Origin of the sequence: Edaphobacter modestus (genome assembly GCF_004217555.1) — a bacterium.
In the GTDB taxonomy this organism is placed as follows: domain Bacteria; phylum Acidobacteriota; class Terriglobia; order Terriglobales; family Acidobacteriaceae; genus Edaphobacter; species Edaphobacter modestus.
This window is the reverse complement of sequence record NZ_SHKW01000001.1, coordinates 3,498,133-3,521,867: the sequence shown is the minus strand read 5'-3', so window position 1 is coordinate 3,521,867 and position 23,735 is coordinate 3,498,133. Positions and strand designations below refer to the sequence as shown.

Annotated in this window: 18 protein-coding genes; 7 read left to right on the top strand and 11 right to left on the bottom strand. The window is 60.9% G+C overall.

Annotated features, from left to right (window positions below; translation table 11 throughout):
• The first annotated feature begins 77 nt into the window (after nucleotides 1-77).
• Nucleotides 78-428 (top strand): nuclear transport factor 2 family protein, encoded by a 351-nt coding sequence (locus tag BDD14_RS15005; protein WP_130419513.1) that lies wholly within the window; start codon nucleotides 78-80, stop codon nucleotides 426-428.
• Between the two features lie 169 nt (nucleotides 429-597).
• On the opposite strand, the gene BDD14_RS15000 is transcribed toward BDD14_RS15005, so the two are convergent.
• Genes BDD14_RS15000 through BDD14_RS14990 form a run of 3 tightly spaced genes read right to left on the bottom strand, consistent with a single transcriptional unit; the run spans nucleotide 598 to nucleotide 3,519 of the window.
• A complete protein-coding gene (locus BDD14_RS15000; RefSeq protein WP_207231748.1) occupies nucleotides 598-972 on the bottom strand; it encodes a hypothetical protein in 375 nt (124 codons plus the stop codon).
• A 53-nt stretch (nucleotides 973-1,025) separates the two neighbouring features.
• Nucleotides 1,026-1,826 carry a DUF6454 family protein gene (locus BDD14_RS14995; protein ID WP_130419511.1) on the bottom strand — a complete coding sequence of 267 codons (801 nt, stop codon included), beginning with the start codon at nucleotides 1,824-1,826 and terminating at the stop codon, nucleotides 1,026-1,028.
• A gap of 22 nt (nucleotides 1,827-1,848) precedes the next feature.
• Nucleotides 1,849-3,519 (bottom strand): NAD(P)/FAD-dependent oxidoreductase, encoded by a 1,671-nt coding sequence (locus BDD14_RS14990; protein WP_130419510.1) that lies wholly within the window; start codon nucleotides 3,517-3,519, stop codon nucleotides 1,849-1,851.
• 219 nt (nucleotides 3,520-3,738) lie between these two features.
• Here BDD14_RS14990 and BDD14_RS14985 point away from each other — a divergent pair, with 219 nt between their 5' ends.
• Nucleotides 3,739-4,782, top strand: coding sequence for an NAD-dependent epimerase/dehydratase family protein (locus tag BDD14_RS14985; RefSeq protein WP_130419509.1), 1,044 nt, complete (start codon nucleotides 3,739-3,741; stop codon nucleotides 4,780-4,782).
• Between the two features lie 106 nt (nucleotides 4,783-4,888).
• Here the strand turns inward: BDD14_RS14985 and clpB are convergent, their stop codons facing one another.
• Nucleotides 4,889-7,540 (bottom strand): ATP-dependent chaperone ClpB, encoded by a 2,652-nt coding sequence (gene clpB / locus BDD14_RS14980; RefSeq protein WP_130419508.1) that lies wholly within the window; start codon nucleotides 7,538-7,540, stop codon nucleotides 4,889-4,891.
• Between the two features lie 159 nt (nucleotides 7,541-7,699).
• Nucleotides 7,700-8,215 carry an Hsp20/alpha crystallin family protein gene (locus BDD14_RS14975; protein WP_130419507.1) on the bottom strand — a complete coding sequence of 172 codons (516 nt, stop codon included), beginning with the start codon at nucleotides 8,213-8,215 and terminating at the stop codon, nucleotides 7,700-7,702.
• A 200-nt stretch (nucleotides 8,216-8,415) separates the two neighbouring features.
• On the opposite strand from BDD14_RS14975, the gene BDD14_RS14970 reads away from it, so the two are divergent.
• A complete protein-coding gene (locus BDD14_RS14970; protein WP_130419506.1) occupies nucleotides 8,416-9,540 on the top strand; it encodes a glycosyltransferase family 4 protein in 1,125 nt (374 codons plus the stop codon).
• A gap of 73 nt (nucleotides 9,541-9,613) precedes the next feature.
• On the opposite strand, the gene BDD14_RS14965 is transcribed toward BDD14_RS14970, so the two are convergent.
• The 3 genes from BDD14_RS14965 to BDD14_RS14955 form a co-directional block, all read right to left on the bottom strand.
• Complete coding sequence (locus BDD14_RS14965) at nucleotides 9,614-10,174, bottom strand: PEP-CTERM sorting domain-containing protein (RefSeq protein WP_207231747.1); 561 nt, start codon at nucleotides 10,172-10,174, stop codon at nucleotides 9,614-9,616.
• A 39-nt stretch (nucleotides 10,175-10,213) separates the two neighbouring features.
• On the bottom strand, nucleotides 10,214-13,288 hold the full coding sequence (locus BDD14_RS14960; RefSeq protein ID WP_130419504.1) for a lamin tail domain-containing protein: 3,075 nt from the start codon (nucleotides 13,286-13,288) through the stop codon (nucleotides 10,214-10,216).
• Nucleotides 13,289-13,384: 96 nt separating this feature from the next.
• Nucleotides 13,385-14,668, bottom strand: a complete 1,284-nt coding sequence (locus BDD14_RS14955) for a class I SAM-dependent rRNA methyltransferase (protein WP_130419503.1) — start codon at nucleotides 14,666-14,668, stop codon at nucleotides 13,385-13,387.
• 250 nt (nucleotides 14,669-14,918) lie between these two features.
• Here BDD14_RS14955 and BDD14_RS14950 point away from each other — a divergent pair, with 250 nt between their 5' ends.
• Together BDD14_RS14950 and BDD14_RS14945 are read left to right on the top strand one after the other, a co-directional pair.
• Nucleotides 14,919-15,539, top strand: a complete 621-nt coding sequence (locus tag BDD14_RS14950; RefSeq protein WP_130419502.1) for a YdeI/OmpD-associated family protein — start codon at nucleotides 14,919-14,921, stop codon at nucleotides 15,537-15,539.
• A 304-nt stretch (nucleotides 15,540-15,843) separates the two neighbouring features.
• Nucleotides 15,844-16,524, top strand: a complete 681-nt coding sequence (locus tag BDD14_RS14945; RefSeq protein WP_130419501.1) for a VOC family protein — start codon at nucleotides 15,844-15,846, stop codon at nucleotides 16,522-16,524.
• 182 nt (nucleotides 16,525-16,706) lie between these two features.
• On the opposite strand, the gene BDD14_RS14940 is transcribed toward BDD14_RS14945, so the two are convergent.
• Both BDD14_RS14940 and BDD14_RS14935 read right to left on the bottom strand, forming a co-directional pair.
• A complete protein-coding gene (locus BDD14_RS14940; protein WP_130419500.1) occupies nucleotides 16,707-18,812 on the bottom strand; it encodes a glycosyl hydrolase family 18 protein in 2,106 nt (701 codons plus the stop codon).
• Nucleotides 18,813-18,886: 74 nt separating this feature from the next.
• Entirely contained in the window at nucleotides 18,887-20,194 is a 1,308-nt protein-coding gene (locus BDD14_RS14935) for an MGH1-like glycoside hydrolase domain-containing protein (protein WP_242617964.1), read from the bottom strand.
• A gap of 91 nt (nucleotides 20,195-20,285) precedes the next feature.
• On the opposite strand from BDD14_RS14935, the gene BDD14_RS14930 reads away from it, so the two are divergent.
• Together BDD14_RS14930 and BDD14_RS14925 are read left to right on the top strand one after the other, a co-directional pair.
• Entirely contained in the window at nucleotides 20,286-21,515 is a 1,230-nt protein-coding gene (locus tag BDD14_RS14930) for an A/G-specific adenine glycosylase (protein ID WP_130419499.1), read from the top strand.
• Nucleotides 21,512-23,197 carry a M28 family peptidase gene (locus BDD14_RS14925; protein WP_242617963.1) on the top strand — a complete coding sequence of 562 codons (1,686 nt, stop codon included), beginning with the start codon at nucleotides 21,512-21,514 and terminating at the stop codon, nucleotides 23,195-23,197. The genes BDD14_RS14930 and BDD14_RS14925 overlap by 4 nt, the downstream gene beginning before the upstream one ends.
• Nucleotides 23,198-23,272: 75 nt before the next feature.
• Here BDD14_RS14925 and BDD14_RS14920 read toward each other — a convergent pair whose 3' ends face one another.
• Complete coding sequence (locus tag BDD14_RS14920) at nucleotides 23,273-23,695, bottom strand: DUF1761 domain-containing protein (RefSeq protein WP_130419498.1); 423 nt, start codon at nucleotides 23,693-23,695, stop codon at nucleotides 23,273-23,275.
• Between the last annotated feature and the right edge of the window lie 40 nt (nucleotides 23,696-23,735).

Here is a 23,735-nt window from a genome sequence, read left to right as displayed (position 1 = left end):
TTCCAATACGGGACGGCTCGTCTTTTTGCTACTCTTATGAAACTTCTGCACGGGGAGAGGACGTCAAAATAATCGTCATGACAGCTGCTCAGTTACAGGAACACCTTCACTCTCTCGAGGAACGCTTGCTTCACCCGGATCGCGAAAAGGATCGGAAGGAACTTACCTCTCTTCTCGCTTCCGACTTCAAGGAGTTCTGCACCTCCGGCCGCATCTTCAATATCAATCAGTTATCCCACGCGCTTCAGACCAGCTCGGCCCGGCCCGCTACCATGAGCCACTTCTACGTCACCGCACTCGGCGAAGGCGCCGCGCTGGCCACCTACCACATCACTACCGCCAACTCCACGTCGCATCACTCTTCGATCTGGGTGCAGCGCAACAACCGCTGGCAGATGCTGTTTCATCAAGGAACCATCGCCGCCTGAGCTTTACGAGGGCTCCCTCCCCCGGTCCTCCCATTCCCGTTCGCGATAGGGACGGTCGCCCCGGCCCGTCCGCTTGTCCTCTTCCTCCCACGTCCTCCGCTGCTCCTGCTCTTCGCGCTCCTCGCGTCCGTCGCTCATTGGCTCTTCCCCCTTTTCCTTAAAGTATTCCTCAGCGCAGAGTGATTCTGACGCGAGTACCATCGCGCTCCTTGAAGCTCACCTCGCGATCGCTCATCTCCGTGTCCGGCGAGGCCCCTACGGCTTCGAGCGGTGCCTGCCTGGCCCGATCGGCATCCGTCCAGCAGAGCATTCCGCGCAGGCAGGTCAGCGCCTGGGGAAGACCGGGAATCCTGTTCCATCCCTGAACCACGTAAGTGCGCTGCCGATCCGTCTCCTCCACCAAAACATCGTTGGAGTAGTTGATATACACCCGCACACCCGGTAGCTGCGCATCATTGCGATAGGCCTTGCCCAACGGATCCCGCAGAAACACCCTCTGCCGATTCATTGCAAGCAACACGACAAGAGCGACTACGAACAGCACGATAACTCTCTTCACTCGAACCTACCTGGACTTTCAACCCTACTCTACCGGCGCTAAGGCTTCGCCAGGACAAAGTGAAAAAGACGGCTCGGGCCATCTTCGGGAACGAGGTAAAGGTCGCTTCCCTTGAGCGCCATCGCCTCGGCCGTGTACAGCCTTCCTCGATCCGTAACTCCCGAGCGGACGCTGCGCACCATCTTCATGGAGGGCCAATCGTACCAGTCGATGGCACCGGTCGTACGTGTCAGATTTCCCGAGGCAACCAGCCTGCCATCGCCAAACTTGATGTCCTGATACTGATTGGGCGAAGCATTGTCGATCACGCGAAGCTCTTTCCCCTGGCGATCGAAGACGTAAAACTGCCGGCTTCCCCAGTTCCCCGCGATAAGACCATCGGGAGTCACAGCGACACATCCAACGTGATCCGCCACGGCGATCTTCTGTTTGATCGCGAGAGTGTATTTGTCCAGCTCCAGGAGAACCGCGGAGCTATGCGGTTTATACTCCGCAACCGGAACCCAGATGGAGTCGCCCTCGACCGAAAGTCCTCCAGGATGAAAACGAAGCCCATCGCTCAGCTCCACCTGGCGCTCAAACTTCGCGGTGGCCCGGCTGAACTGATGCAGATATCCCTTGCGATTCGCAGTATCGACCGATGTAATCCATATGTGGTCACGATCGAGGTCGACGCCCTGAACATGATAGAGAGTTCCATCCAGGCTGCGAACGTCGGCCAGCCGCGCCTGTTCGATGCCAGTCACCACCGTCGCAACCGGGATGTTCGCCTGCTGCGATAGCAGGAACGGCGAACAGCAAAGGCCGCAGACCAAAAGAGCCAGCGTTCGAACTCTCATCTCTCGCTCCGCCCATCTCATTTTATTTCTTCTCTTCGTGATACTCCTGCTCCGTGTTGATATCCCACAGCGCAGCTTTGTCGACTCTTCCCGCAACCAGTCCATCCACTACGGCCATCGCCGTCAGCATGCTGTGGTCCTGGTTGTTGTACTTGTGCATCCCGTTTCTGCCCACTAGAAAAAGATTCTCGAACGAGTCCGTAAACTCGCGCAACTCGTCGAAGCGATCATACGTTCCGAAGTATGCCGGGTAGGTCTTCGGAACGCGAACGACGTGTCCATCGCTCACATCTTCTGCGCGAAGGATTCCGATCTTCGCGACCTCCGCGATGGCAAACTGCTTCAACTCTTCATCCGCCATCTTCCACAGCGGATCGGTGTCGTAGCAGAAGTATTCAAGGCCGATCCAAACCTTCGACGCGTCTGCGACCAGATGCGGGCTCCAGTTATTGAAGATCTGTAACCGTCCCAGGAGCACATCCGGCTCCTGCACGTAGATCCACGTATCTTTCAACAGACCGCCATCCGACTCCTTCACCCTCAGCCGGTCGGCAAGCAGGCCCACCGTAATAAAGTCCCGATACTGCAGTCCTTCGCTGACTTCGCGTACCGCCGTGGGAACCGGAGCATCGAGGGAGCGAATCAGCTCGCGCATCGGCATGGTCGAGAAGAAATACTCCCCCGCGAACGTCCGTCTTTCACCCGCACCGTTCACCGCCTCCACCGAGACGACCTTCTCGCCTTCACAATGGATGCGATTGACCTTCCAGCCCATGTGAATCTCGCCGCCGCCTTCGCGCACAAGGTCCGCGACGTGCTCCCACAGCTGTCCAGGCCCGAACTTCGGATACATGAACCGCTCGATCAGGCTGGTATCGGTCTTCTTCTGCCCAAGGTCCTTCGATTGCCGTGTGAATGTCTTCTTCACGAAGTGCTTCACCGCGGTCGTAAGGCTCAGGCCCTTGATGCGCTGTGCACCCCACTCGGCAGAGATCTGGTCGCACGGCGTCCCCCACACTTTCTCTGTGTAGCTCTTGAAGAAGGTCAGGTAGAGCACGCGTCCGAAGCGGTTGATCAAAAAATCTTCAAGACTCTTCTCGGGTCGAATCTGCGAAACGCGCGACTTCAGATAGCTGAGACCTACCTTCACCGTCCGCACGGCTCCGAGATTGCCGAGCGTCGTCGCCGTCAGCGTGATGGGATAGTCGAAGAACTTGCGCAGATAGTAGATGCGGCTCTTGCGCGGCCGGATCAGCATCACAAGATCGGGATCGGCAGGCGCATGTGTCACGACTGCCTCGACATGGCCAACAGCCTCCGACTCCTCCGCTCCCTCAAGCTCTCTTGTATAGTGCTCGCTCTCAAGCGGACCCATACCGCGCAGCGGCGGATGTTGCGGCTGATCGACCGGAATCTCGACCACCCGCTGCCTGCCTTGATAGCTGATGAGCGCGTCCGACTCGGCCTCCGGCGGCATCAGGTCGATCCACCACTGCATGACGCGGTCGCTCTTCGAAAAAAAGCGATGGCCGCCGATATCCATGCGGTTGCCCTTATATCGTATGGTCCGGGAGATGCCGCCGATCTCGTGGCTGCTCTCCAAAAGGATGGGCTTGATTCCGGTGCGGCGAAGAAGCTCGAGCGCGGCGGTAAGGCCTGCAGGCCCCGCTCCGATGATGACTGCCTGTTGCATGAAGATTCTATTGGGAGTGGCCAAACTAATCCGATCAGTATACTCAATCGATTTCGAACAAAGGTACAGGAGTGACTTCAGTGCAGGAAACAACCTGCGAATCTTCCCGCCTCTAACTAAGACGGTCCTGCGAACATTCCGTTGCGGCCTTAAGATAGATAAGGGACAGGAAGCTGGTGTCCTGCCGCCACGCGGTCCATCTCGGTTTACGGAACTGCCATGTCTCATTATCTCGTCACCGGAGCCTCGGGCTTCTTCGGCGGAGTCCTCAAGCGTCGTCTCCTGCGCGAAGGCCACACCGCCGTCAACATCGACCTCGAGCGCGACGAGGATACCCTTCCCGGCCTTATCAGCATCCAGGGCGACCTGCGAGACGCCTCCCTGATGAAGCGCGTCTTCAACGAGCATCGCTTCGACGCCGTCTTTCACGTAGCCGCGCAACTGGCTCATGGCATGAGGATGGACGAGCATCTGCTGTGGACCTCGAACGTCGATGCCACGCGGCTGCTGGCTGAAACTGCGCGCGATGCCGGAGTCCGCCCCTTCGTCTTCGTCTCCACAAACTGCCTCTGGGCCTCGAACCTCGGCCATCCCGTCCACGAAGACCGCGACACGCCGGCCCCTGTCGAGCTCTACGGAAGATCGAAGCTCGCTGCCGAAAAATTACTCGAGGAGTTCACCGGCGATCTCGAGATCGTCACCCTCCGATGTCCCACCATCATGGACGCCGGCCGCCTCGGCCTGCTGGCGATCCTCTATGAGTTCATCGACGACCACAAAACTGTCTGGGTCGTTGGTGACGGAGACAACCGTTACCAGTTCATCTACGCCGAAGATCTCGCCACCGCCTGCATCCTCGGAGCGAAGTACGGCAAGTCCGATCTCTTCCACATCGGCTCCGACAATGTACAGTCCATGCGGCGGGTCTACGAGACCGTCATCGCCTCTTCCGGAAGCAGGTCGAAGGTTCGCTCCCTTCCCAAAGCACCAACCATCGCAGCCATGATGGCCGCGCACAAGCTTCGTATCTCGCCGCTGGGCCCGTATCACTACAAGATGATCGCCGAAAGCTTCGTCTTCGATACCTCGCGCATCAAGCAGCGGCTCGGCTGGAAGCCCACCCTCACGAACGAAGAGATGCTGCTTAAATCTTACGAATACTATGCGAAGAATCGTGACGAGATCAGCGGACGCACCAATGTCTCGACCCATCGCAAACCCGCATCCATGGGTGTCATTCGCCTGCTGAAGTGGATCTCCTGAAGAAAATTGCAACTTTTTTTCGACCTGTCGGCGTCGGCTTTCTCCGCCATAAAAAATGCCGGGCGCTATTCACGCCCGGCATCGCATTTTCGCTCCCTGCCAAGGATTACGCCGCTACTCTCTCCTTCACTGAGAACGTGAGACCATCCTTGCCAGCATCCACAACAACGTGGTCGCCGTGCAGCACGGTACCGTCAAGGATCTTGACCGCCAGCTTGTCCTGCACCATGCGCTGAATCGCCCTCTTCAGCGGACGCGCACCGTACGCACGATCGTAGCCCGCCTTGAAGATTGCCTTGCGCGCGGCGTCCGTCAGCTCCAGCGTGATCCTGCGATCCGCCAGCAGCTTCTCGAGATCCTTCAGCCGCAGATCGACGATGTGTGTCAGCTCCTTATCGTCCAGCGGATGGAAGACAACGATATCGTCGACGCGGTTGAGGAACTCGGGGCGAAATACTTGTTTCAGTGCATCGATCACGCGCGCCTTCGCCTCTTCAAACCCATCCTCACCCTGCGCCCACGCGCTCGTAAGTTTGTCGGCACCCGTGTTCGAGGTCATGATCAGCACCGTATTCTTGAAGTCCACCGTGCGACCCTTCGAATCCGTCAGGCGTCCGTCATCGAGCACCTGCAGCAGCACGTTGAAGACATCCGGGTGAGCCTTTTCAATCTCATCGAACAGGATCACCGAGTACGGTCTGCGCCGCACCGCCTCGGTCAACTGTCCGCCCTCATCGTAGCCAACATACCCAGGAGGCGCGCCAATCAATCGAGCCACGGCATGCTTCTCCATGTACTCGCTCATGTCGAGTCGCACCATTGCCTTCTCATCATCGAACAGGAACTCCGCCAGCGCGCGTGCCGTCTCCGTCTTTCCCACGCCCGTAGGCCCAAGGAAGATGAACGACCCTATCGGACGTTTTGGGTCCGATAGGCCAGCTCTAGACCGCCGAATCGCATTCGCAACCGCGCTCAGAGCCTCATCCTGGCCCACCACACGCTCGCGCAGACGGTCCTCCATCTGGACCAGCTTCTGCGTCTCGCCCTCCAGCATCTTCGATACAGGAATCCCCGTCCACTTCGAGACGATCGCCGCGATGTCCTCCTCGTCAACCTCCTCCTTCAGCATTCGCGAGGGCCTCGTCGCCGCTCCAGTCGCAGCCTCGGCAGCATCTTCCGCCACCGCCGCATCCTGCAGCGCCGTCAGCTCGCGCAGCTCGGCCTCGAGCTTCGGAATCTCGCCATACTGCAGCTCAGCCGCACGTTGCAGGTTGCCCTTGCGAGTCTCCTCCTGCATCTGGAAGCGCAGCCCTTCAAGCTGCTCCTTCAGCTCTGCAATGCGGCCAATCGCTCCGCGCTCCTTCTGCCAGCGTGCACGCAGAGCAGACGCCTGCTCCTTGATCTCCGCAAGCTCGCGCTCCACAACCTCAAGCCGCTCCTGCGAGTTCGGATCCTTCTCCCGCTGCAGCGCCGCACGCTCGATCTCGAGCGAGGTCGCCCTGCGCTCCAGGTCGTCGATCTCCACCGGCACCGACCCGATCTGAATCGCCAGCGCCGCCGCTGCCTCGTCCACAAGGTCGATTGCCTTGTCCGGAAGAAAACGATCAGAGATATACCGATGCGACAGCGTAGCCGCCGCCACAATCGCCGCATCCTTGATCCGAACCTTGTGGTGCGCCTCGTACTTCTCCTTCAGCCCGCGAAGAATCGCAATCGTGTCCTCCACGTTCGGTTCGCCGACATACACCACCTGGAAGCGCCGCTCCAGCGCCGCGTCCTTCTCGATGTACTTGCGATATTCGTTCAGCGTTGTCGCACCAATCGCACGCAGGCCGCCGCGAGCCAGCGCCGGCTTCAGCATGTTGCTCGCGTCCATCGCTCCCTCGGCCGCACCTGCGCCAACGAGAGTATGCAGCTCATCGATGAACAAGATAATCTCGCCGTTCGAGTCCTCGATCTCCTTCAGCACCGCCTTCAAACGTTCTTCAAATTCACCTCGAAATTTTGCCCCGGCCACCATCGATGCAAGATCGAGCGCACACACGCGCTTGTTCTTCAGAATCTCCGGAACGTCGCCCTGAACGATCCTCCGCGCCAGCCCCTCCACAATCGCCGTCTTACCCACACCCGGCTCGCCGATCAGCACCGGATTATTCTTCGTCCTGCGCGCCAGCACCTGGATCACGCGGCGAATCTCCTCGTCACGCCCGATCACCGGATCCAGCCTGCCCTTCCGCGCTAATTCGGTCAGATCCTTGGCATACTTCTCCAAAGCCTGGAACTTGCCCTCAGGAGTCTGATCCGTCACGCGCTGCGATCCGCGCACTTCGGCCAGCGCCTTCAGAATCGCGTCATACGTCGCGCCAAACGAGGCCAGCGCGCTCGCCACCGCATCGCCCTTCTGCTTCGACAAAGCCAGCAGCAGGTGCTCGGTCGAGACGTATTCATCCTTGAAGTTGTCCGCCTCTTTAAACGCCTGCTCCAGAATCTTCTGGGTCGCCTGCGCCAGTCCCGGCTGCCCTCCACCCTGCACCTTCGGCAGCTTTTGAACTGCGGAGTTTACCCCGCTCAGCAACTGCTCCACCGGCACGCCCACCTTGTCGAGCACCGGGATCACCACACCCTCGCGATCCTCCAGCAGCGCCGCCATCAGGTGAAGCGGCAACACCTCAGGATTGCCGTTCTCCGCGGCATGCTGCACCGCGCCCTGCACGGCCTCCTGCGACTTCACCGTCAGCTTTTCCCACTTGATCGCCATTCAAACTCTCCTCAACTCTTGCGTGGAGAACGCGTCTCCCAAATCCTATCCTCAAACCGCCACCATGCCGCATGCCGTTCGTGGCCCCACACCTACGCAAACACAAAGAGCGGGAGACAGGTTCATCTCCCGCCCGTGCACCTCCAGCGGAACAAAGCCTTACGCAGCCGATGCTTCAACCTCTTTGGGCTTCTGCACCGGGGCCGCCGCCGTCGCGGAACCCACCCCGATCTTCACCTGCTTCGGCTTCGCCTCGGCCTTCTTGGCCAGCGTTACCGTCAGCACACCCGCATCATAGTTCGCCGTTATCGAATCCGTATCGACGGTTTGCGAAATCGTGAAACTGCGGCTGAAGCTGCCGTAGCGACGCTCGATGCGTTGGAAGTTTTCCTCTTTTTCCTCAGCTTCGAACTTCCTCTCGCCCGTTACTGTCAGGGTGTTGTTTTCCACCCGGACGTCGAGATCCTCCCGGTTGATGCCCGGAACCTCCAGCTTCACCACCACCTTCTGGGTGTCCTCATAGACATCCACCGCGGGCACGAAACCTCCCCCCGCCAAAGACTCGGTTTCATTTGCCGGCACGGCAAAGTCATGGAAGATCGAGTTCAACCGATTCTGCAACAGAGCCACATCGCTGAGCGGACTGCGGAATGGGGAAAAACGTGTGATGGTCATTTCAATTCCTCCAAACGGAATCAGATATTGGTCGCCAGCCACCGGGCTGGGCTATTTGATAAGACGCATTATCTCAGTAAAAAGATTCACATCATCTGATATAAACACACTCATATTTGTTAACCCAACCATCCCCCCCAATACAACAAGATATTGCCTCCCGTCCTCCCCTTGGAAGAGCCTGTGCTAGCCTGTGGCCCATGCGCGATGTCACGGTATTCGTTGGTGGTTCTACCGGCTCCGAACCCTACTCCCCTCGAACCTGGTCCGGCATCTCGCCCTTTCTGCTCAAGGCGATGGAACAGAATGGTTTACTCCACGCAGCCGTCGGAATACGGGTGCCGAAGCTCCCCAACGCCCTGTTGCTTGCCAAAAACTTCTCCCGGAACCGGGCCGTCTGGCGCAAACACTTCTACTTCGACCCGATGTACCGAAGGGCCCTCACCCGAGCTGCGGCCTCGGTTCGAGTCGAAACTCCCGTCCTCATGCAGATCGGCCACATGTTCTCCCTCCCGCAGGTCTTTCCCGCTCACAAGTGCGTCTCCTACCACGACGGCAACCTCCCTGAGCTTCTGGCCAGCGGTTACGGGGTCGAGGGCGTATCCCGCCGCCGCATCGATCAGGCCCTCCGGTTTGAGGAGCAGGCAGCCCGGCAGATGACGGCCATCTTCACCTTCAGCGAGTATCTGCGGCAGTCCTTCATCAAAAACTACGGGGTGCCGGCCGAGAAGGTCTTCGCGGTCGGAGGCGCCATCAATCTCGAAACCGTCCCCGACCCGGACCCGAACAAGGACTATCGAGCCTCCCGAATCCTCTTCATCGGAACCGAGTTCGCTCGCAAGGGAGGCCCACAGCTGCTCCAGGCCTTTCGCGTGGTGCGCGAATCCATTCCCTCGGCCGAGCTCCACATCGTGGGACCCACGCAGATCAGCAACCTGCCTGCCGGAGCCGTTCTCCACGGTCATCTCTCCAAGGCCGATCCCGAGCAGCGGACGAAGCTCGAGTCGCTCTTTCGCGAGGCAACTCTCTTCGCCCTGCCCTCCCTCTATGAACCCTTCGGGATCGCTCCCCTCGAAGCGATGTTGTATCAGGTCCCCGCAGTCGTCACCAACGCCTGGGCGCTGCGGGAGTTTGTCACCCCTGGGTTTAACGGAGCCCTTGTGGAGAAGGGTTCGGTCGAAGACCTCGCGACCAAACTCACCCAGATGCTCTCCAATCCCGACCGCCTCGCCGCGATGGGCCGCCAGGGACGCGAGATGGTGCTGGCCCGCTACACCTGGGCCTCCGTCGTCGACCGCATGGCCGTCGTGGTTCGATCTCTCTGACTAGAGCCCGATCTCCTCTAAACAAAAAAGAAGAGGGACCCGAAGGGTCCCTCGCTTCAGCAGATTGGATAACCTAGGCTTCCTGTCGGACTGCCAATCCGCGCCGCCTGCTGTAGACCACGCGCCCAAGCCCGCCAAGCCCGCTCGCGAGCAGAATCCATGTGCTCGGTTCGGGTATTGGGCTCGACGCCGGCTGCGCGTTGATCTGGAAGTCGATCTCGGCGAGAAGATCCTGATCGTCTGGAGTCAGGCCGCCGAAGATGAAATACGACCCGTTATAAAGGCCGGGCGTCATTCCCAACGGCAGATCCACGGTAAACAGCGTGCCCGTGGCGCTTCCGTCCGCGGGGATGCTGGGAGGAAAGTTCACGAACAGCAGATCGTTCAGCACGAGCGGGCTATCGATGTTGAAGCTGCTTCCATTCAGGAACAGCTCCGGATTCCCCGAGTTGTCCAGCTCGAACGGAGGGTCGGGAACCAGGGTAGTTCCAATGGTGCCCGTGAAGACGATGGGCGCAAAAGCGCTCACGCCCCCAAGCTGGACGACGATAGGATCGGCCGATGCCGGTGAGGTGAACCCCAGCAGAACTGCCAATACGAAGATGGAAAGCGAAAGGTACGTCTTTTTGATCATTGTCTTCTCCACTGTTGGATTTATGAACATGGCCCGGATCTATTGATTTACGGGCAGTGTGGCGCGAATATTGGCGCCAAAGCTGCCGCCGTTATAAGTGCCACTGTAACGTTCCACCAGCACCGGCCGCGGTGCACCAGCGGGTGGGGGAAATTGAATCGTGATGACGGCTGACGTTCCCGGCTGAAGATCGCCGAGGACAGCCGGAATCGGCGACCCGATGGCATTCTCGAGCGCCGCTCCCGTCAACCTGACGTCTTGTGCAGTTCCGGTTCCATTGTTCGCAACCGTGACCAATGCCTGATAGCCGCTATCCGTCGCCGAGAGCACCGCCGAAATCGTCAGCTTCACCGTTCCCTGGACCGCCGGAACCGTGAAGTACGCCACCGCCGGATCATGGTCGCTGATGCGTGTGGGGCTGGTTGCATCGTTCAGGTTCACCAGAGGGAAGTCCGAGTCGATATGCGCATAAACCAGCCGCGTGTTCGTCGGAACCAGGTCCTGGGTCACGACCACATGATCGAGCACCTGCGCACTTCCGACCTCCACGTAGCTCTGGCGCTGATCCGCAGGGAGCAGCGTAACCAGGTCTACCAGCGGAGGATTCGCCAGTCCTGCCACAGGAGGCGTCACCACCTCTTCAGCCGGAACCGGTGTTCCCTTGGTCACGCCGAGCGAATCCACGAAGCCGTCCGAGAACTCGAAGGAGTTATAGTCGCCGACCGTCACCACATGCTCGCCCGCCGCCTGGTATCCCTGAATCAGCTTGGCCAGGAACTCTGCCTGTGCCTCACGCTTCAGCCGCACCGTCGCACCCGTGCTGGTCGGGTCGTCCACGTTGATCAGCGAGCGCTGATGGACCGAGATCACCGTCACCGGATAATCCGGCGCCGTACCCCCGCGCTTGATGCCTGCATGCAGCACCAGCGGTGTGCGGTCGTTCAGGATCGCCTGGTTCCCCACGGAGTTGGTAAAGGTCGTCGTCAGCCCAACCTGCTCCACCTTCAGGGTATTCACCCGCGTGCTCTTCACCAGGAAGCCCGTGTTGATCGCCGTGCCGTCGTTGGCCAGGAAGAGATAAGGAGCATACAGCGGGTCCGGCTGACCGGCCGCCACCGCATCCGTGCTGACCTTGGCCGCAAGATCCGCCAGAACCGCGGGATTCTCGATCTCCTGCGTTCCGATGATGTCCGGCATATTCAGCACCGTGCGAATCGCCAGCGATGCCTTCGTCAGCCTGCGCTGGTACGCCGCCGGAGTGACCACCACCGCCGAGCTGCCTGGGTTATCGGCATCCGCCTTGTCGTTGTAGAACCGCTCCATATTGAAGCTCGTGATGGTGAACTCATTCGCCCCCTGCACCGGAACCGGCTGAGCCGTCATTCCTCCCGTCACCGTGGGCCGCGTCGCCGCGTCCAGCAGAAGCTCGGGCGAGCCGAACGAGAAGTCCATCACACCCACCACACCGGTCAGCGTGGTGTTGCTTGTAAGGTTGATCGCCGGTCCTCCCAGAACCAGGCTGTCGAGATACAGCAGTTCCGGGTTCGAATCCCACCGCGGAACTCCGGCAGGCACCGGTCCGAACAACGTATCCGTCACCGCGATGCCCGGTTCGCGGAAGGGCCGCGGCACCCCCGTCACCACGCCATAGAAGCGCCCATTCGAGGTATTCGTCTCCGTCGCCTCATTCAGCGAAGCATCCGTTCCGCTCGTCGTCGTCAACGAGCCGATCGCCACCCGCATCCCTTCAAACCGCGTGAACTGATAGATCCCTCCCGCAGGCGAATCCATCGCCGCCGTAATCGTCACCGGCGCAGGCAAGGGCTGGTTGGTCGCCAGCAACGTGAACGTCTGCGGCCCATCGATCTCGGTTCCCGGCGTCAGGCCGGTCGTCGGATACGTGCTGACCGTTCCCGTCACCTCCACCAGGTTGCCCACGGCAATAAACGATGGCTTCGTCGTCGATCCCGTGTAGACCAGGACTCCCTCAGGCGTGGTCGGATTCGTCGAAGCATCCACCGCCTCGAGATAGAACCCATTCGACTTCACGCCAATCACAATGCCGCTCGTCGTCACCTGCTGGGTGGCATACGGCGACGGCTTCGCCGCCTGGATCGCCTTGATCGAGGTCGTCGGCGGAGGCGTTGCCACCGTCAGCGCGATCGTTGCCTGCGCCGTCCGAAGCTGCGAGTCCGTCACCGTCACCGGCAGCGTAAAGCTCCCCGTCGCCGAAACGGGCGCGCTGTAAGAAAAGATATTGTCCCCGGCAGCCACATCGCCGTGGCTCCCATCGTCGAAGAACGGCTGCGTGGTCGAGCCTCCAATCAAGCTCAGGTCGCCCGCAACCGCAATCCCGCTGCTCGTCGGCTGCGTCGCCGGAGACACCGTCACCGTCAGCAGCGTGGAGTTACCCGCAAGCACCGTCGCCGGCGTAGCCAGTCCCGTCGCCGCCAGCGGCGTCGGTGCGCCGCACACAAACGGCGTCGTGGCCGAGTTCCGCGGAGCCGGATCGAGCGCCGCAAACTCCAGCCCGCTGTTGTTCGAAATCGTGCAGACGTTCGTCCGAACGTCCGCCTTCGTCGTGCTCGGTGCAGGCGCGGCAGTTCCCAGCGCGCAGTTCGTTCCGCTGCCATACGCCACAAAATCCACCAGCGTGGAATCGGAGAGATTGCAGGCCGTGGCCAGCCTCGTCGTCGAGCTCACCAGCGCCACCTTGCCCGCCGTAGCGCCAAACGCAATATTCGTGTTCGCAACGTCCGGAGTCGCCGGCAGTGCCGCGCCGGTCGCGCCCGCCGATGCGGCGATCAGGTAGTACTGGCCCGGAGCCAGCGTAATCGTCGCCGGAAGAACCGTCACCGTCGAGATCGAGGCTCCGCCCGCGCTCGCGTACTGAATGCTGTAGTTGTTCAGCGTAAGCGTGTTCCCCGTCGGGTTGAACAGCTCCACGTAGTCGGAGTTCAGCACCGCGCCGTTGTTGCCGCCGGCCGCGTAAATCTGCGAGATGATCGCGTGTGTGTTGTTCTGGGCAAACCCGACGCCACAAAACATAGCCAAAGCGAGAAGAAGAGACACGGGGACCGCAAAGGTTCGACGTGCAACAGATCCTGTGAGCATGCGAACGATCTTAGTCGAACTTTTTCGTCCGCACCTTAAAAATGCATCAATTTGTTATATATGCAAATCATTGCATATCAATGACTTACACTTTACTCACCCCTGATCGACCCTGCAGATCAGGCATTTCAGATACCCCGTCTCCGGCAGCGTAAGAATCTCCGGATGATCCGGAGCCGCGCCCCTCACCTCCAGCACCTGCACCCGTCTGTGTGCATCCGCCGCCGCCGCCGCCACCACGCCGACGAACTCCTCGCGCCCCACATGGTGCGAGCACGAACACGTCACCAGCGTTCCCCCCGGCCGCAGCATCTTCATCGCCCGCAGGTTCATCTCCTTGTATCCGCGCAGCGCGCCCTCCACCGCCCGCTTCGACTTCGCAAACGCCGGTGGGTCCAGCACGATCGTGTCGAACCTCTCCCCCGTTGCCTCATACTCCCGCAGCAGCTCGAACGCGTCGGCCTCCATCCAGTCCACCTGCGCCTTCAGCCCTGGGTTCAGCTCAAGATTTCGATCCGCCACCTCCAGCGCCGCCCGGCTCACATCCACTCCCGTCACCCGCTCGCAGCTCTGGGCCAGGTGCAGTGCAAATCCGCCCTGGTACGTGCAGATATCGAGTGCCGCCCCCTTCGCATGCCGTGCCGCCGCGGCATAGTTCCTCCGCTGATCCAGAAACGCTCCCGTCTTCTGTCCCGAAGAAGCGTCGTAGTGAAAGCGCACTCCGTTGATCGTGAACACGGTCGTTAGCTTCGCCCCATCCACGGACCACAGCGGCGCAGTGGAAGGCGCCTCCAGCTCTTCCAGTTCTCGAATCTTCGGGTCTGGGCGCTCGACGATCGCCGTAACCGCATCCGCAAAATGCTCTCGCAGCGTCTCCGCCAGCACACCGCGAACATCCGCCTGTGCCGTCCCCTGCGTCAGCAGTTGCAGAATCACCAGGTCGTTGTAGCGATCCGCGACCACCCCCGGCAGCACGTCGGCCTCCGCGAAGACCAGCCTGCAGGAGTCGTTCTCCTTCGACGCCGGTGCCAGCTCGCGCCGCAGCTCCAGCGCGGCTTCCATCCGCTCCCGCACGTCCTTCAGGTACGCCGCGCGCGTCAGCCCTGCCACGCCACTCACCATCCGGACTGCGATCTGCGAGGCCGAGCTGTACAGGCCCGAGCCCAGCGGAATTCCGCGCCCGTCCACCACCGTCACCAGCGCACCCGCCGCAACATCGCTCTCGCCCTCGCGCGGAATCAGCGACTCCGCATCCGACCGGTACACCCACAGATATCCCGCGCGCAGACGATCCGCTGCCCTCCGTGTAATCACCACTGCCGGTCCATGGGCCTGCCCCGGCAGCACCTGCGGGGTTCGTTCGCTTCTCTCTTTAGTCATCGCTTAATCGTCGCATAGTGCGTCCATGGATTGCTTCGGATCGCTTCCGAACCTCCCTCGGCCATTGCGGCCACACCGTCATTCTGAGCGAAGCGAAGAATCGCAGTAGTTCGCCGAAAGCGCCACAAATTCTCGAGACAGCCTAATCCTCAATGCCGGGTGCCCCATTCATGCGGTCTCATCGCATGAGGGGGCAATTCGAGCGACAGCTCGAACCGCATCCACGCCACACTGATAAACTTTTCGCGTCATGAAAGCCGCCGAATCCTTCGATCCCCGCGTCGATGCCTACATCAACAAGTCCGCCGCCTTCGCCCAGCCCATCCTCACGCACCTGCGCGAGCTCGTCCACAAGGTCGTCCCCGAAATCCAGGAGGACATCAAGTGGAGCATGCCCTTCTTTACCTATCGCGGACAGATGTTTGGCAACCTAGCCGCGTTCAAGGCGCACTGCAGCTTCGGCCTCTTCGGTGGAGCCATGAAGGTCTGGTTCAAGGAGCAAGGCATCGACGAAAACGGCATGGGCTCCATCGGCAAGATCACCAGCCTCAAAGACCTCCCGCCGAACAAAGTCCTCGTCAGTTACATCAAGCAGGCCGCAGCCTTCATCGACGACGGCGCCAAAACCATGCAGCGCCCCAAAAGGGCCGCTCGCCCCACCCCCGACACCCCCGCCGAACTAGCCGCCGCCCTCAAAAAGAACAAGGCCGCGCAAAAAGTCTGGGCCGACTTCAGCTCCTCCTGCCAACGCGAATACGCCGAATGGATCACAGAAGCCAAACGCGCCGAGACCAAAGAAAAGCGCATCGCCCAGGCCATCGAATGGATAGCCGAGGGCAAGCCGCGCAACTGGAAGTACCAGAACTGCTAGGAATGCTTCGGCCACACGTCATAGAATTGTTGGGAACGCTTCGGGCACATCGTCATTTCGACCACACCGCCATTTCGACCACACCGCCATTGCTTCGGCACACACCGTCATTCTGAGCGAAGCGAAGAATCTCAGTAGTTCGCCGGAAGCGCCACAGATTCTCGAGACAGCCGAATCCCAAATGCCGGGTGCCCCGCATCCCAATGGAATCGCCCTCTCTGTTCTGGCATAATGGCGAAGGTTGAATTGCATTTCGATATCATCCGATTGCGGAACGGGCCACTCGCTGTAAGGAGAATGAGCCATGATGCAACCTGAAGCCGGACCCTTAACTCCTCCATCCCCACAATCACCGTTCAAGCTCGAGATAGTCGTCATCCCCGTCTCGGATGTCGACCGCGCGAAAGACTTCTACAGCAGGCTCGGCTGGCGGCTCGACGCCGACTACGCCTCCGGTGACGACTTCCGCGTGATCCAGTTCACGCCGCCTGGCTCCGGATGCTCCGTCATCTTCGGCAAGAATGTCACTGCAGCGGCGCCCGGGTCCACCCAGGGCCTATACCTGATCGTCTCCGACATAGCGGCCGCCCGCGACGAATTGCTCGCCCGCGGCGTCAAGCTCAGCGAGGTCTTCCACGACGCCGCCGGTGTGTACGCTGGCCCAGACGAGCCCTACCTGTTTGGGCGGCTCCGGGCCAGCGGTCCCGATCCCGAGCATCGCAGCTACCGCTCGTTCGCCTCGTTCCGTGATCCGGACGGCAACGGCTGGCTGTTGCAGGAGCTCACGACGCGGCTGCCCGGTCGCATCGACTCCGCGACGACCAACTTCGCGTCGGCGAAAGATCTGGCGAGCGCACTTCGGCGTGCGGGGGCGGCCCACGGCGAGCACGAGAAGCGCACCGGCGGGCAGCGCGACGAGAACTGGCCGGACTGGTACGCCGAGTACATGGTCAGCGAGCAGTCCGGTGCAGAGCCGCCGCAGTAACGACGGCTCTTCTGAGGCCATTTTGAAGATGTCCGAGCCGGACCCCACTCCGTACCCCCTAAACCGTCATTATGAGCCGAAGGCGAAGAATCGCAGTAGTTCGCCGGGTGCCCCATTCAGGCCTCTGCGGTAGGTCAGCTTCAGCCCGGCTTCTCATCCAACGCCCGAAAGGTGCCGGGTGCCTATTTTGAGGGGGGAGGGGGGTACCCATGCAACAGCGGGCCCACGGAGTTCGAGAAGTTATAGTTCCCCCTCCGGTCCGCATCGATCGTCCAGAACATCGCCCCGATCATCTCCGGATAACCGCCGGTCCTGCGTAGCTTATAGGTCGTACCCGCGGGAGCCTTGCCGGTGATGATGTACTCCATCGCCTGGTTCACCTCCGAGGGCCTCGCATCCCCGGTCAGGAAGCCTACAGCGACCTGTTTCGCCGGAAGCGGCGGAAAGAAGTGCGCCGGGTCTCCGCCCACGTTGAAGCCGTGCAGCAGAAGCTCCGTCATCGCAGCGTGATAGTCCACGTTGCCGGCCTGGTAGATCTCCCCATCCAGTCCCTGCAGCGGAGGCGTGTTGTAGTCCTGCACATCGATGAAGGTGAGGATGTCGCGGATCGCATACGTGATCGCCAGGTACGATCCGAACTGTCCGCCATAGCTCGGATAGCCGCCGGGAATCTGTGTGCCCTCGGGTACCAGCGAGATCATGAACTTCTCGCCGAAGTGATCGTGAAGCTGTCGCAGCGCGTTGATCAGGTTCACGATCGAAGGCGTGGTGGGATGCTGGAAGTCGGTATCGCCCGGATCGATCGAAAGCGACGGGCTCTCGAAGTCGATGTCGATTCCATCGAAGCCATACTCCTCGACGATCTTCGTCACCGACGCGACATAGTTGGGAACGCGCTCCGGGTTGGCGAGAGTAAAGTGCTGTCCGCCTCCTCCGAGCGAGATCATCACCTTCTTGCCCTTGCTCTTCAAGGTTGCGATATCGGCTTTGAAGGCTGCCTCGTCCATTCCGGTGGGCGCGTGGAACTGCATCGTTCCCTCGGGCGCGTTTTTATCGGGAGTCGCAAAGGCCACCAGGATGTAGTCCCACTGCGGCGAAACCTCACGCAGCGGAAACGTGGAGCTGGCGCTGCCATAACCGGCCCAGTACCCGATCAGCCGATGGCTATTGTCGCCGGACGGCGGAACGATGGCTTCCACGGTCGGCCGGGAAGGTGAGGTGGCCCCGGCGCGCCGCTCCGGACAGGGCTTGGCTGCCTCCGTCAGCACCTTCGCGTCAGGAAAGCTGTAGGGGCTCCCGGAAGCACCGGCGTACCACGGCAGCAGGGCAACGTTCTGCACGTGGTACGAGTCGCCTCCCGCCTTCGCGACAAAGCCCTTCGAAGCCGGAAAGTTGTTCTTGGGGTTCGTGTCCGTCGGCTCCAGCAGGAAGTACCGCGTGGAAACTCTCGTGCCGCCGCAACGCCCCTGGTCGCCTCCCTCGGCGAACGAAGGACGCATCCAGCTCACACGATTCCCCGGCCCCTTCGCGTAGTTCGCTCCTTCCTCCATCTGCGGATCGTAGAGAGGATCGTTGACGAACTCCGCAAGCTGCTGCGTCAGCGGCTGCACATCCTTGTCCTCGACGATCGCCGGAGCATCGTGCAGATAGCTTGCAAGCACAAAGGAGTTTCCGGTCGTACCGTCGACTCCATGCGTTCCCCACGAGCAGCAGACCGTGGCATCGCCCAAAACGTAGTACGTGGTGTTGTGCGTCAGCGCGAGCACCAGCTTGCCGTCCTGCTTCGGAACCTGTTTGAAGACCTCCTTCTGCAGGAACTGCAGATCGACTACCGCGAGCGCGCTGCCGCTCTTCTTCGAGGTCAGCACATATCCGAAGCCCGCGGGAATTGTCACCGTGATGGGCTTCACCTCAGGTTTGCCCAGCAGCGTATGCCAGCCCGCGGACTTGGGAAAAGTAGCCCGCAGCATCGCATCGGCGTACTGGGTCGTGCCGCTTGCGCCGAAGGGAAATTGTGAGAACACGGGCGAGTGCAGCACACGCGGCACGTCAGCGCCCGCATCCAGGCGAAACGATCTTCCGGCCTGCTTCTTCGACTCGAACTCGAGCGTAACCGGAACAAGCACCGTTGGAACCGTCGTTGTCTTCTCCTCGCCCGGATCGCCGCCCATCACCGTATAGCTCTTATCGCCTACCGTGTGGGTGAAGGTTGGAACTGTTCCCTGCGCTGCCGCGAAGCGCAGCATCAGGACAAAGAAGGACAACAGGCAGACGAGCTTGAGTCTCATAGAAGGGTTACCGTCTCCAGAAAAGTGCAACCAGCTTGCGGTACCGGAGACAACTCCGGCAACAGGCATATGGCCTAGACGCTCGGCGCCCTATCCAGGCGCCGGGCAAACTCCAGAAAGGTCAGTGCCGCCGGCGAGTATCCGCTGGGGTCGGCCTGCGTAAACTCGCCCGTCCATGGGTCCATCTGCTGCCGGAACTCGATGTTTCGCAGGATGGCTTCGCACCACTTCCGCATCATCTGCTTCAGCTCGGTGGTTTTGCCGTAATGATCCATCCAGCGGGGGGCGCGCAGGGCAGTCAGCGCCTGCGAAGCTCCGCCCCAGCTGTTGCGCGGAATCGGCTTCACAAAGGCTGGGTCGTCCATTGCAATCGAGGTCAGCGGATAGGGAGCCCAGAAGGCCTTTGGGTTATGGATCTGCCGTGTCCAGACCGCTTCGAAGATCGCGCGGTCGTGGGCCTCGGAGATCTTCAACACGTGCTCGCCCAGCACGCGGCTGATCACATCGGAGCGAACCCGGACAAACTTGTTCTCTGTGTCCAGATCGTAGAAGGCTGCATCCTGGGGATCGTACAGCTTCGACAGGATCAGAAGGCGCAGCTCCTCGGCCTCCGCTTCCCACCGCGCAGCCTCGTTCGGCCTGCCCAGCGCCTTCGCCATCGCGGCCAGCGCAACGCGTCCGCCGTATACCGTTGCGGAGAGATCGGGACACAGTCTGGGTACGCCAACTCCTGTCGGAAATTTCTTCGCATCCGCGTCCGGGCAGCGGTCGGGAACTCCCTTCCAGCGCGGACTGTTGTCATGGCCCGTGTCATAGGTGCAGAAGCCCTCCACGAGGCCCGTGCCGCGTGTGTTGCGGTGCTCGCGCAGCCACGCGTCCCATCGGCTGCACGCTTTGTAAGCGGTGACCAGCAGCTCGTCGTCGTCGGTCAGTTGCGAAAGCTTCCACGCGGTCGCCGCGATCGGAACCACCATCTGAATCTGTCCATATCCGGCTTCGGTCATCTTGATGGAAGCGGGCAACTGACCGTCTTCGCGCTGCAAGGCGAAGAATGCGATGTGGTTGTTCTTCGCCGCGGCGAGCGCGCCTTTCGCCGGATCGCTCACGATGACATACTTCGCCAGCGTGGCGTAGACCAGGCCTTCGTGTGGACCGCACTCCTGCCAGATTCCGGGATAAACGGCGCCTTCGAAGAGAACGGGCCGGTCATACCAGGGAACCGTGCGAACGTTCGCGGCCAGGCACGCCAAGGCCGCGTTCCAGGTCTCGCGCCATCGAGCGTCTTCCGCAGAGACGTGCGCATCGGGGTGGTGCGCCTGGGCCGCGCCCGAGAAGGGGTGGGCAATCGCAAGTCCACCGGTCGCGGCTGCAAATTTGAGCACGCTTCGTCTCGTTACCTTTGGTGGTGGAAAAGGCGCTGGTCGCATACTTCTCCATAGTACGTCCGCACGAGAGGCGGTAGACTGTCTTCCGATGCAAGCTCGACTGCGCCCCTCCCCCAACGACGAGCTAGAGGCCACCGCTGGGATCGTCGCTCACGCCGAGCTCGATCCACTCCTCTTTCGCCGGCGCCTCATGAACTGGTACCGCATGCACGCCCGCGAGCTTCCATGGCGAGGCGTATCCGATCCTTATCGCACCTGGGTCTCGGAAGTGATGCTGCAGCAGACCCGGGTCGCGGCTGTCATCGAGCACTATCACGCCTTCCTGCGTCGCTTTCCAACCATCGTCGCGCTCGCTCTCGCCAGCGAGGACGCGGTCCTCGCCGCCTGGTCCGGCCTGGGTTACTACCGCCGGGCGCGCATGCTTCACAAAGCGGCCAAGTTCATCACCGAAGGGCGCGGCGGCGTGCTTCCCAGGTCCGCGGCCGAGCTGCGCACCCTGCCCGGCATCGGCGAATACACCTGCGCCGCGATTGCAAGTATCGCGTTCGGCGAAAGCGTTCCGGTCGTCGACGGCAACGTCGAACGAGTTCTTCTGCGTATTCTGGGCCGTCCTAAAGACACCACCGTCGTAAGCCGAACCTTTCTGCAGCGGCAGGCCGCGGCGCTGGTTCCACGCCGCCGCGTCGATCAGAAGACCAACGCCGCCGGCGACCACAACCAGGCAATGATGGAGCTGGGAGCGACGATCTGTCTGCCGCGCGCTCCCCTCTGCCTGAACTGCCCCGTCTTCTCCATGTGCAGGACACGCGGCGAGCATGTCACACTTTTGCGCTCAACCCAGCGCAGCCGGCCTGCCGCGCATCTGCTCTCGTTGCGCAAGCGCGGCACCGTGACCGAGGTTCTGTTGGAGCGCCGCGCAGCCGACGTCAGCCTGATGCCCGGAATGTATGAGCTTCCCCCGCTTCCCATCGACGCTATCGAAGGACGCGAGCCCCTGCTTCGCCTGCGCCACGCGATCACCAATACCAACTACTATGTGCAGGTCGTCGCTCCGCGAGGCCCTCACGATCGCGCGCTGCGCCGCGCCATTCCTGCCGCAAAGGCCGATCTTCACTGGCTACGAACCAGCCGCCTGCTTTCGCTTCCGCTTACCGGGCTTGCCCGCAAGATTCTTCAGCGGCTCGATGTTATGGACATCCGTCCATTGCGTTTTCCCGAGCCGGAGTCTGCTTCCGCTCCCGAATCTAAAAAGCGAGTTGCGCCGCGCTCAGCGGCTAAACTGAAGTCATCGTCCTATCTTGCAGGAGAATACACGTGAGATCTATTCGTGCCGCCTTCCTTCCGTTTCTCATGCTTTCCGCAGCCGCGCTGGCGCAGTCGATTCCTGCTGCGATGAAGTCCGCCGAGGCAGCGGTGGATCCTGAGAAGATTCGTGCGCATGTAAAGTTCCTCTCCGACGACCTTCTTGAAGGGCGCGGTCCGGGCCTGCGCGGCGGCGAGATCGCCGCCCAATACATCGCGACCCAGTTCGCGCTCGATGGTCTGAAGCCCGGCGGTGATAACGGAACCTATCTCCAGCAGGTCAACTTCGTCGGAACCAAAACCATCGGCGACAAGACGCGCTTCTCGCTGGTTCCAAAGAAGCCCGAGGGCGGCGGCATGTCGATCATGCTGCACTCCTACGATCTGAAGTACGGGGACGACTACACGGTGAGCAATCGCACGCTCACGCCATCGGTTGACATCGACGCCCCGATCGTCTTCGTCGGTTACGGTGTTGTAGCTCCTGAGTACGGCTGGGACGACTACGCCGGGGTCGACGTGAAAGGCAAGGTCGTGCTCTGCATCGTCGGCGATCCGCCGTCGGACGATCCGAAGTTCTTCGGCGGCAAGGCCCTCACCTACTACGGCCGCTGGACCTACAAGTTCGAAGAGGCCGCGCGCAAGGGAGCCATCGGCGCTCTCATCATTCATCGCACCGATCTCGCCAGCTACGGCTGGGAGGTGGTGAAGAACTCCAACACCAGTGAGAAGACTTACCTGCGCGATAACAAAGACCCGCAGCTTGCAGCCGCAAGCTGGATTCAGCTCGACGTTGCACGCACGCTCTTCAAGGCCGCAAACCTCGACCTCGACACCGAGATGACAGCCGCCGGCAAGCGAGGATTCAAACCTGCAGAGCTTCCCGTCCGTCTCGAAGCCCACATTGAGAGCGATGTCCGCAGCTTTCAATCTCCGAACGTTGTTGCCATTCTTCCTGGCGCAAACGTCGCCGAACACAAGCCCGACCAGGCCGTGATGTACACAGCGCACTACGATCACCTTGGTTTCGTTCCCGGTATGGCAGGCGACAATATCTACAACGGAGCCGCGGACAACGCCACTGGCTGCGGCATGCTTCTGGAGATGGCCCGCGCCTGGGCTGCCTCTGGCATCAAGCCACCGCACTCCGTCATCTTCGCGTCCGTAGCCGCGGAGGAGCAGGGTCTGCTGGGCTCTGAGTATCTCGGCCAGCACCCGCCGATTCCGCCGTCCGAGATCGCGCTCGACATCAACTACGACATGATCCTTCCCGTCGGGATTCCGCGTGAGGTGAATCTCAACGGAGCGCAGCGCACGACCTTCAACTCCGTGGTGGAAGCAACGGCAAAACGATTCGATCTCGCCATCGTTCCCGATGCGCACCCTGAGGCCGGCGGCTATTATCGCTCCGATCACTTCAGCCTCTCCCGCGTGGGCATTCCTGCTTTTTCGGTCGATCAGGGAGAGCTCTTCGAGGGCCACGACGAGGCATGGGGCGAGGCGAGGGAGAAAGAGTTCGTCGGTCGCGACTATCACAACTTCTCCGACAACTATCATCCGGATTGGGACTTCGCGGGTAACGCCAAGCTTGTGCGCTTTGGTATGGAACTGGGCTGGGAGGCGATCTCCGCTCCAAAGGCGATTCAGTGGCTCCCCGGGGATGAATTTGAAGCTGCGCGTAAAGCATCGGCGAAGTAACTACCGGGCGCGCCGGATGCGTGCACGCGGCGCGCTTAGCCAGACGAGAGCGATAACAGCTCCGCATCTTGTTGCTCATTCCACCTTCTTCGTCCATCCACCCAGTACGGCGCCCATCAGCACCATCCCCACCAGGCAGTAGCCGCTGGTGATGGCGAGAATCTTCACGCCGCGGCCTTCAAATGCGTATTCGGTCGCCCAGGTGGCGAATACGACGCAGAACCAGAGCACGATGGCGACCTGAACTCCGCGCGCGACCGTCAGGGGGCCTGTCGCCTGAATCAGCCATGAAAGAAACAGAGCCAGCGCGAGGGTCATCATGAGGGCGATTCCATAGGCGAGCATGGGGCTGACACCGCTCATCTGTAACTGCTCCATGGTCTTTCCGATTCCTTCAAGCCATGGATCGCGAAAGAGGGTGAACCACACCGCTCCCAAACCGAAGTAGCAGAGGGTCGCAACAAGAATTGCCAAGGGATAATGACGCACGCTGTTCATGCAGAAGCCTCGCCTTCGAAGTCTGGAAACCCATGGCCCA

Coding starts and splice junctions, on each gene's coding strand:
- BDD14_RS15005 (WP_130419513.1), top strand. CDS start 78: ATGACAGCTGCTCAGTTACAGGAACACCTTCACTCTCTCGAGGAACGC.
- BDD14_RS14995 (WP_130419511.1), bottom strand. CDS start 1,826: ATGAGAGTTCGAACGCTGGCTCTTTTGGTCTGCGGCCTTTGCTGTTCG.
- BDD14_RS14990 (WP_130419510.1), bottom strand. CDS start 3,519: ATGCAACAGGCAGTCATCATCGGAGCGGGGCCTGCAGGCCTTACCGCC.
- BDD14_RS14985 (WP_130419509.1), top strand. CDS start 3,739: ATGTCTCATTATCTCGTCACCGGAGCCTCGGGCTTCTTCGGCGGAGTC.
- clpB (WP_130419508.1), bottom strand. CDS start 7,540: ATGGCGATCAAGTGGGAAAAGCTGACGGTGAAGTCGCAGGAGGCCGTG.
- BDD14_RS14975 (WP_130419507.1), bottom strand. CDS start 8,215: ATGACCATCACACGTTTTTCCCCATTCCGCAGTCCGCTCAGCGATGTG.
- BDD14_RS14970 (WP_130419506.1), top strand. CDS start 8,416: ATGCGCGATGTCACGGTATTCGTTGGTGGTTCTACCGGCTCCGAACCC.
- BDD14_RS14965 (WP_207231747.1), bottom strand. CDS start 10,174: ATGATCAAAAAGACGTACCTTTCGCTTTCCATCTTCGTATTGGCAGTT.
- BDD14_RS14960 (WP_130419504.1), bottom strand. CDS start 13,288: ATGCTCACAGGATCTGTTGCACGTCGAACCTTTGCGGTCCCCGTGTCT.
- BDD14_RS14955 (WP_130419503.1), bottom strand. CDS start 14,668: ATGACTAAAGAGAGAAGCGAACGAACCCCGCAGGTGCTGCCGGGGCAG.
- BDD14_RS14950 (WP_130419502.1), top strand. CDS start 14,919: ATGAAAGCCGCCGAATCCTTCGATCCCCGCGTCGATGCCTACATCAAC.
- BDD14_RS14945 (WP_130419501.1), top strand. CDS start 15,844: ATGATGCAACCTGAAGCCGGACCCTTAACTCCTCCATCCCCACAATCA.
- BDD14_RS14940 (WP_130419500.1), bottom strand. CDS start 18,812: ATGAGACTCAAGCTCGTCTGCCTGTTGTCCTTCTTTGTCCTGATGCTG.
- BDD14_RS14930 (WP_130419499.1), top strand. CDS start 20,286: ATGCAAGCTCGACTGCGCCCCTCCCCCAACGACGAGCTAGAGGCCACC.
- BDD14_RS14920 (WP_130419498.1), bottom strand. CDS start 23,695: ATGAACAGCGTGCGTCATTATCCCTTGGCAATTCTTGTTGCGACCCTC.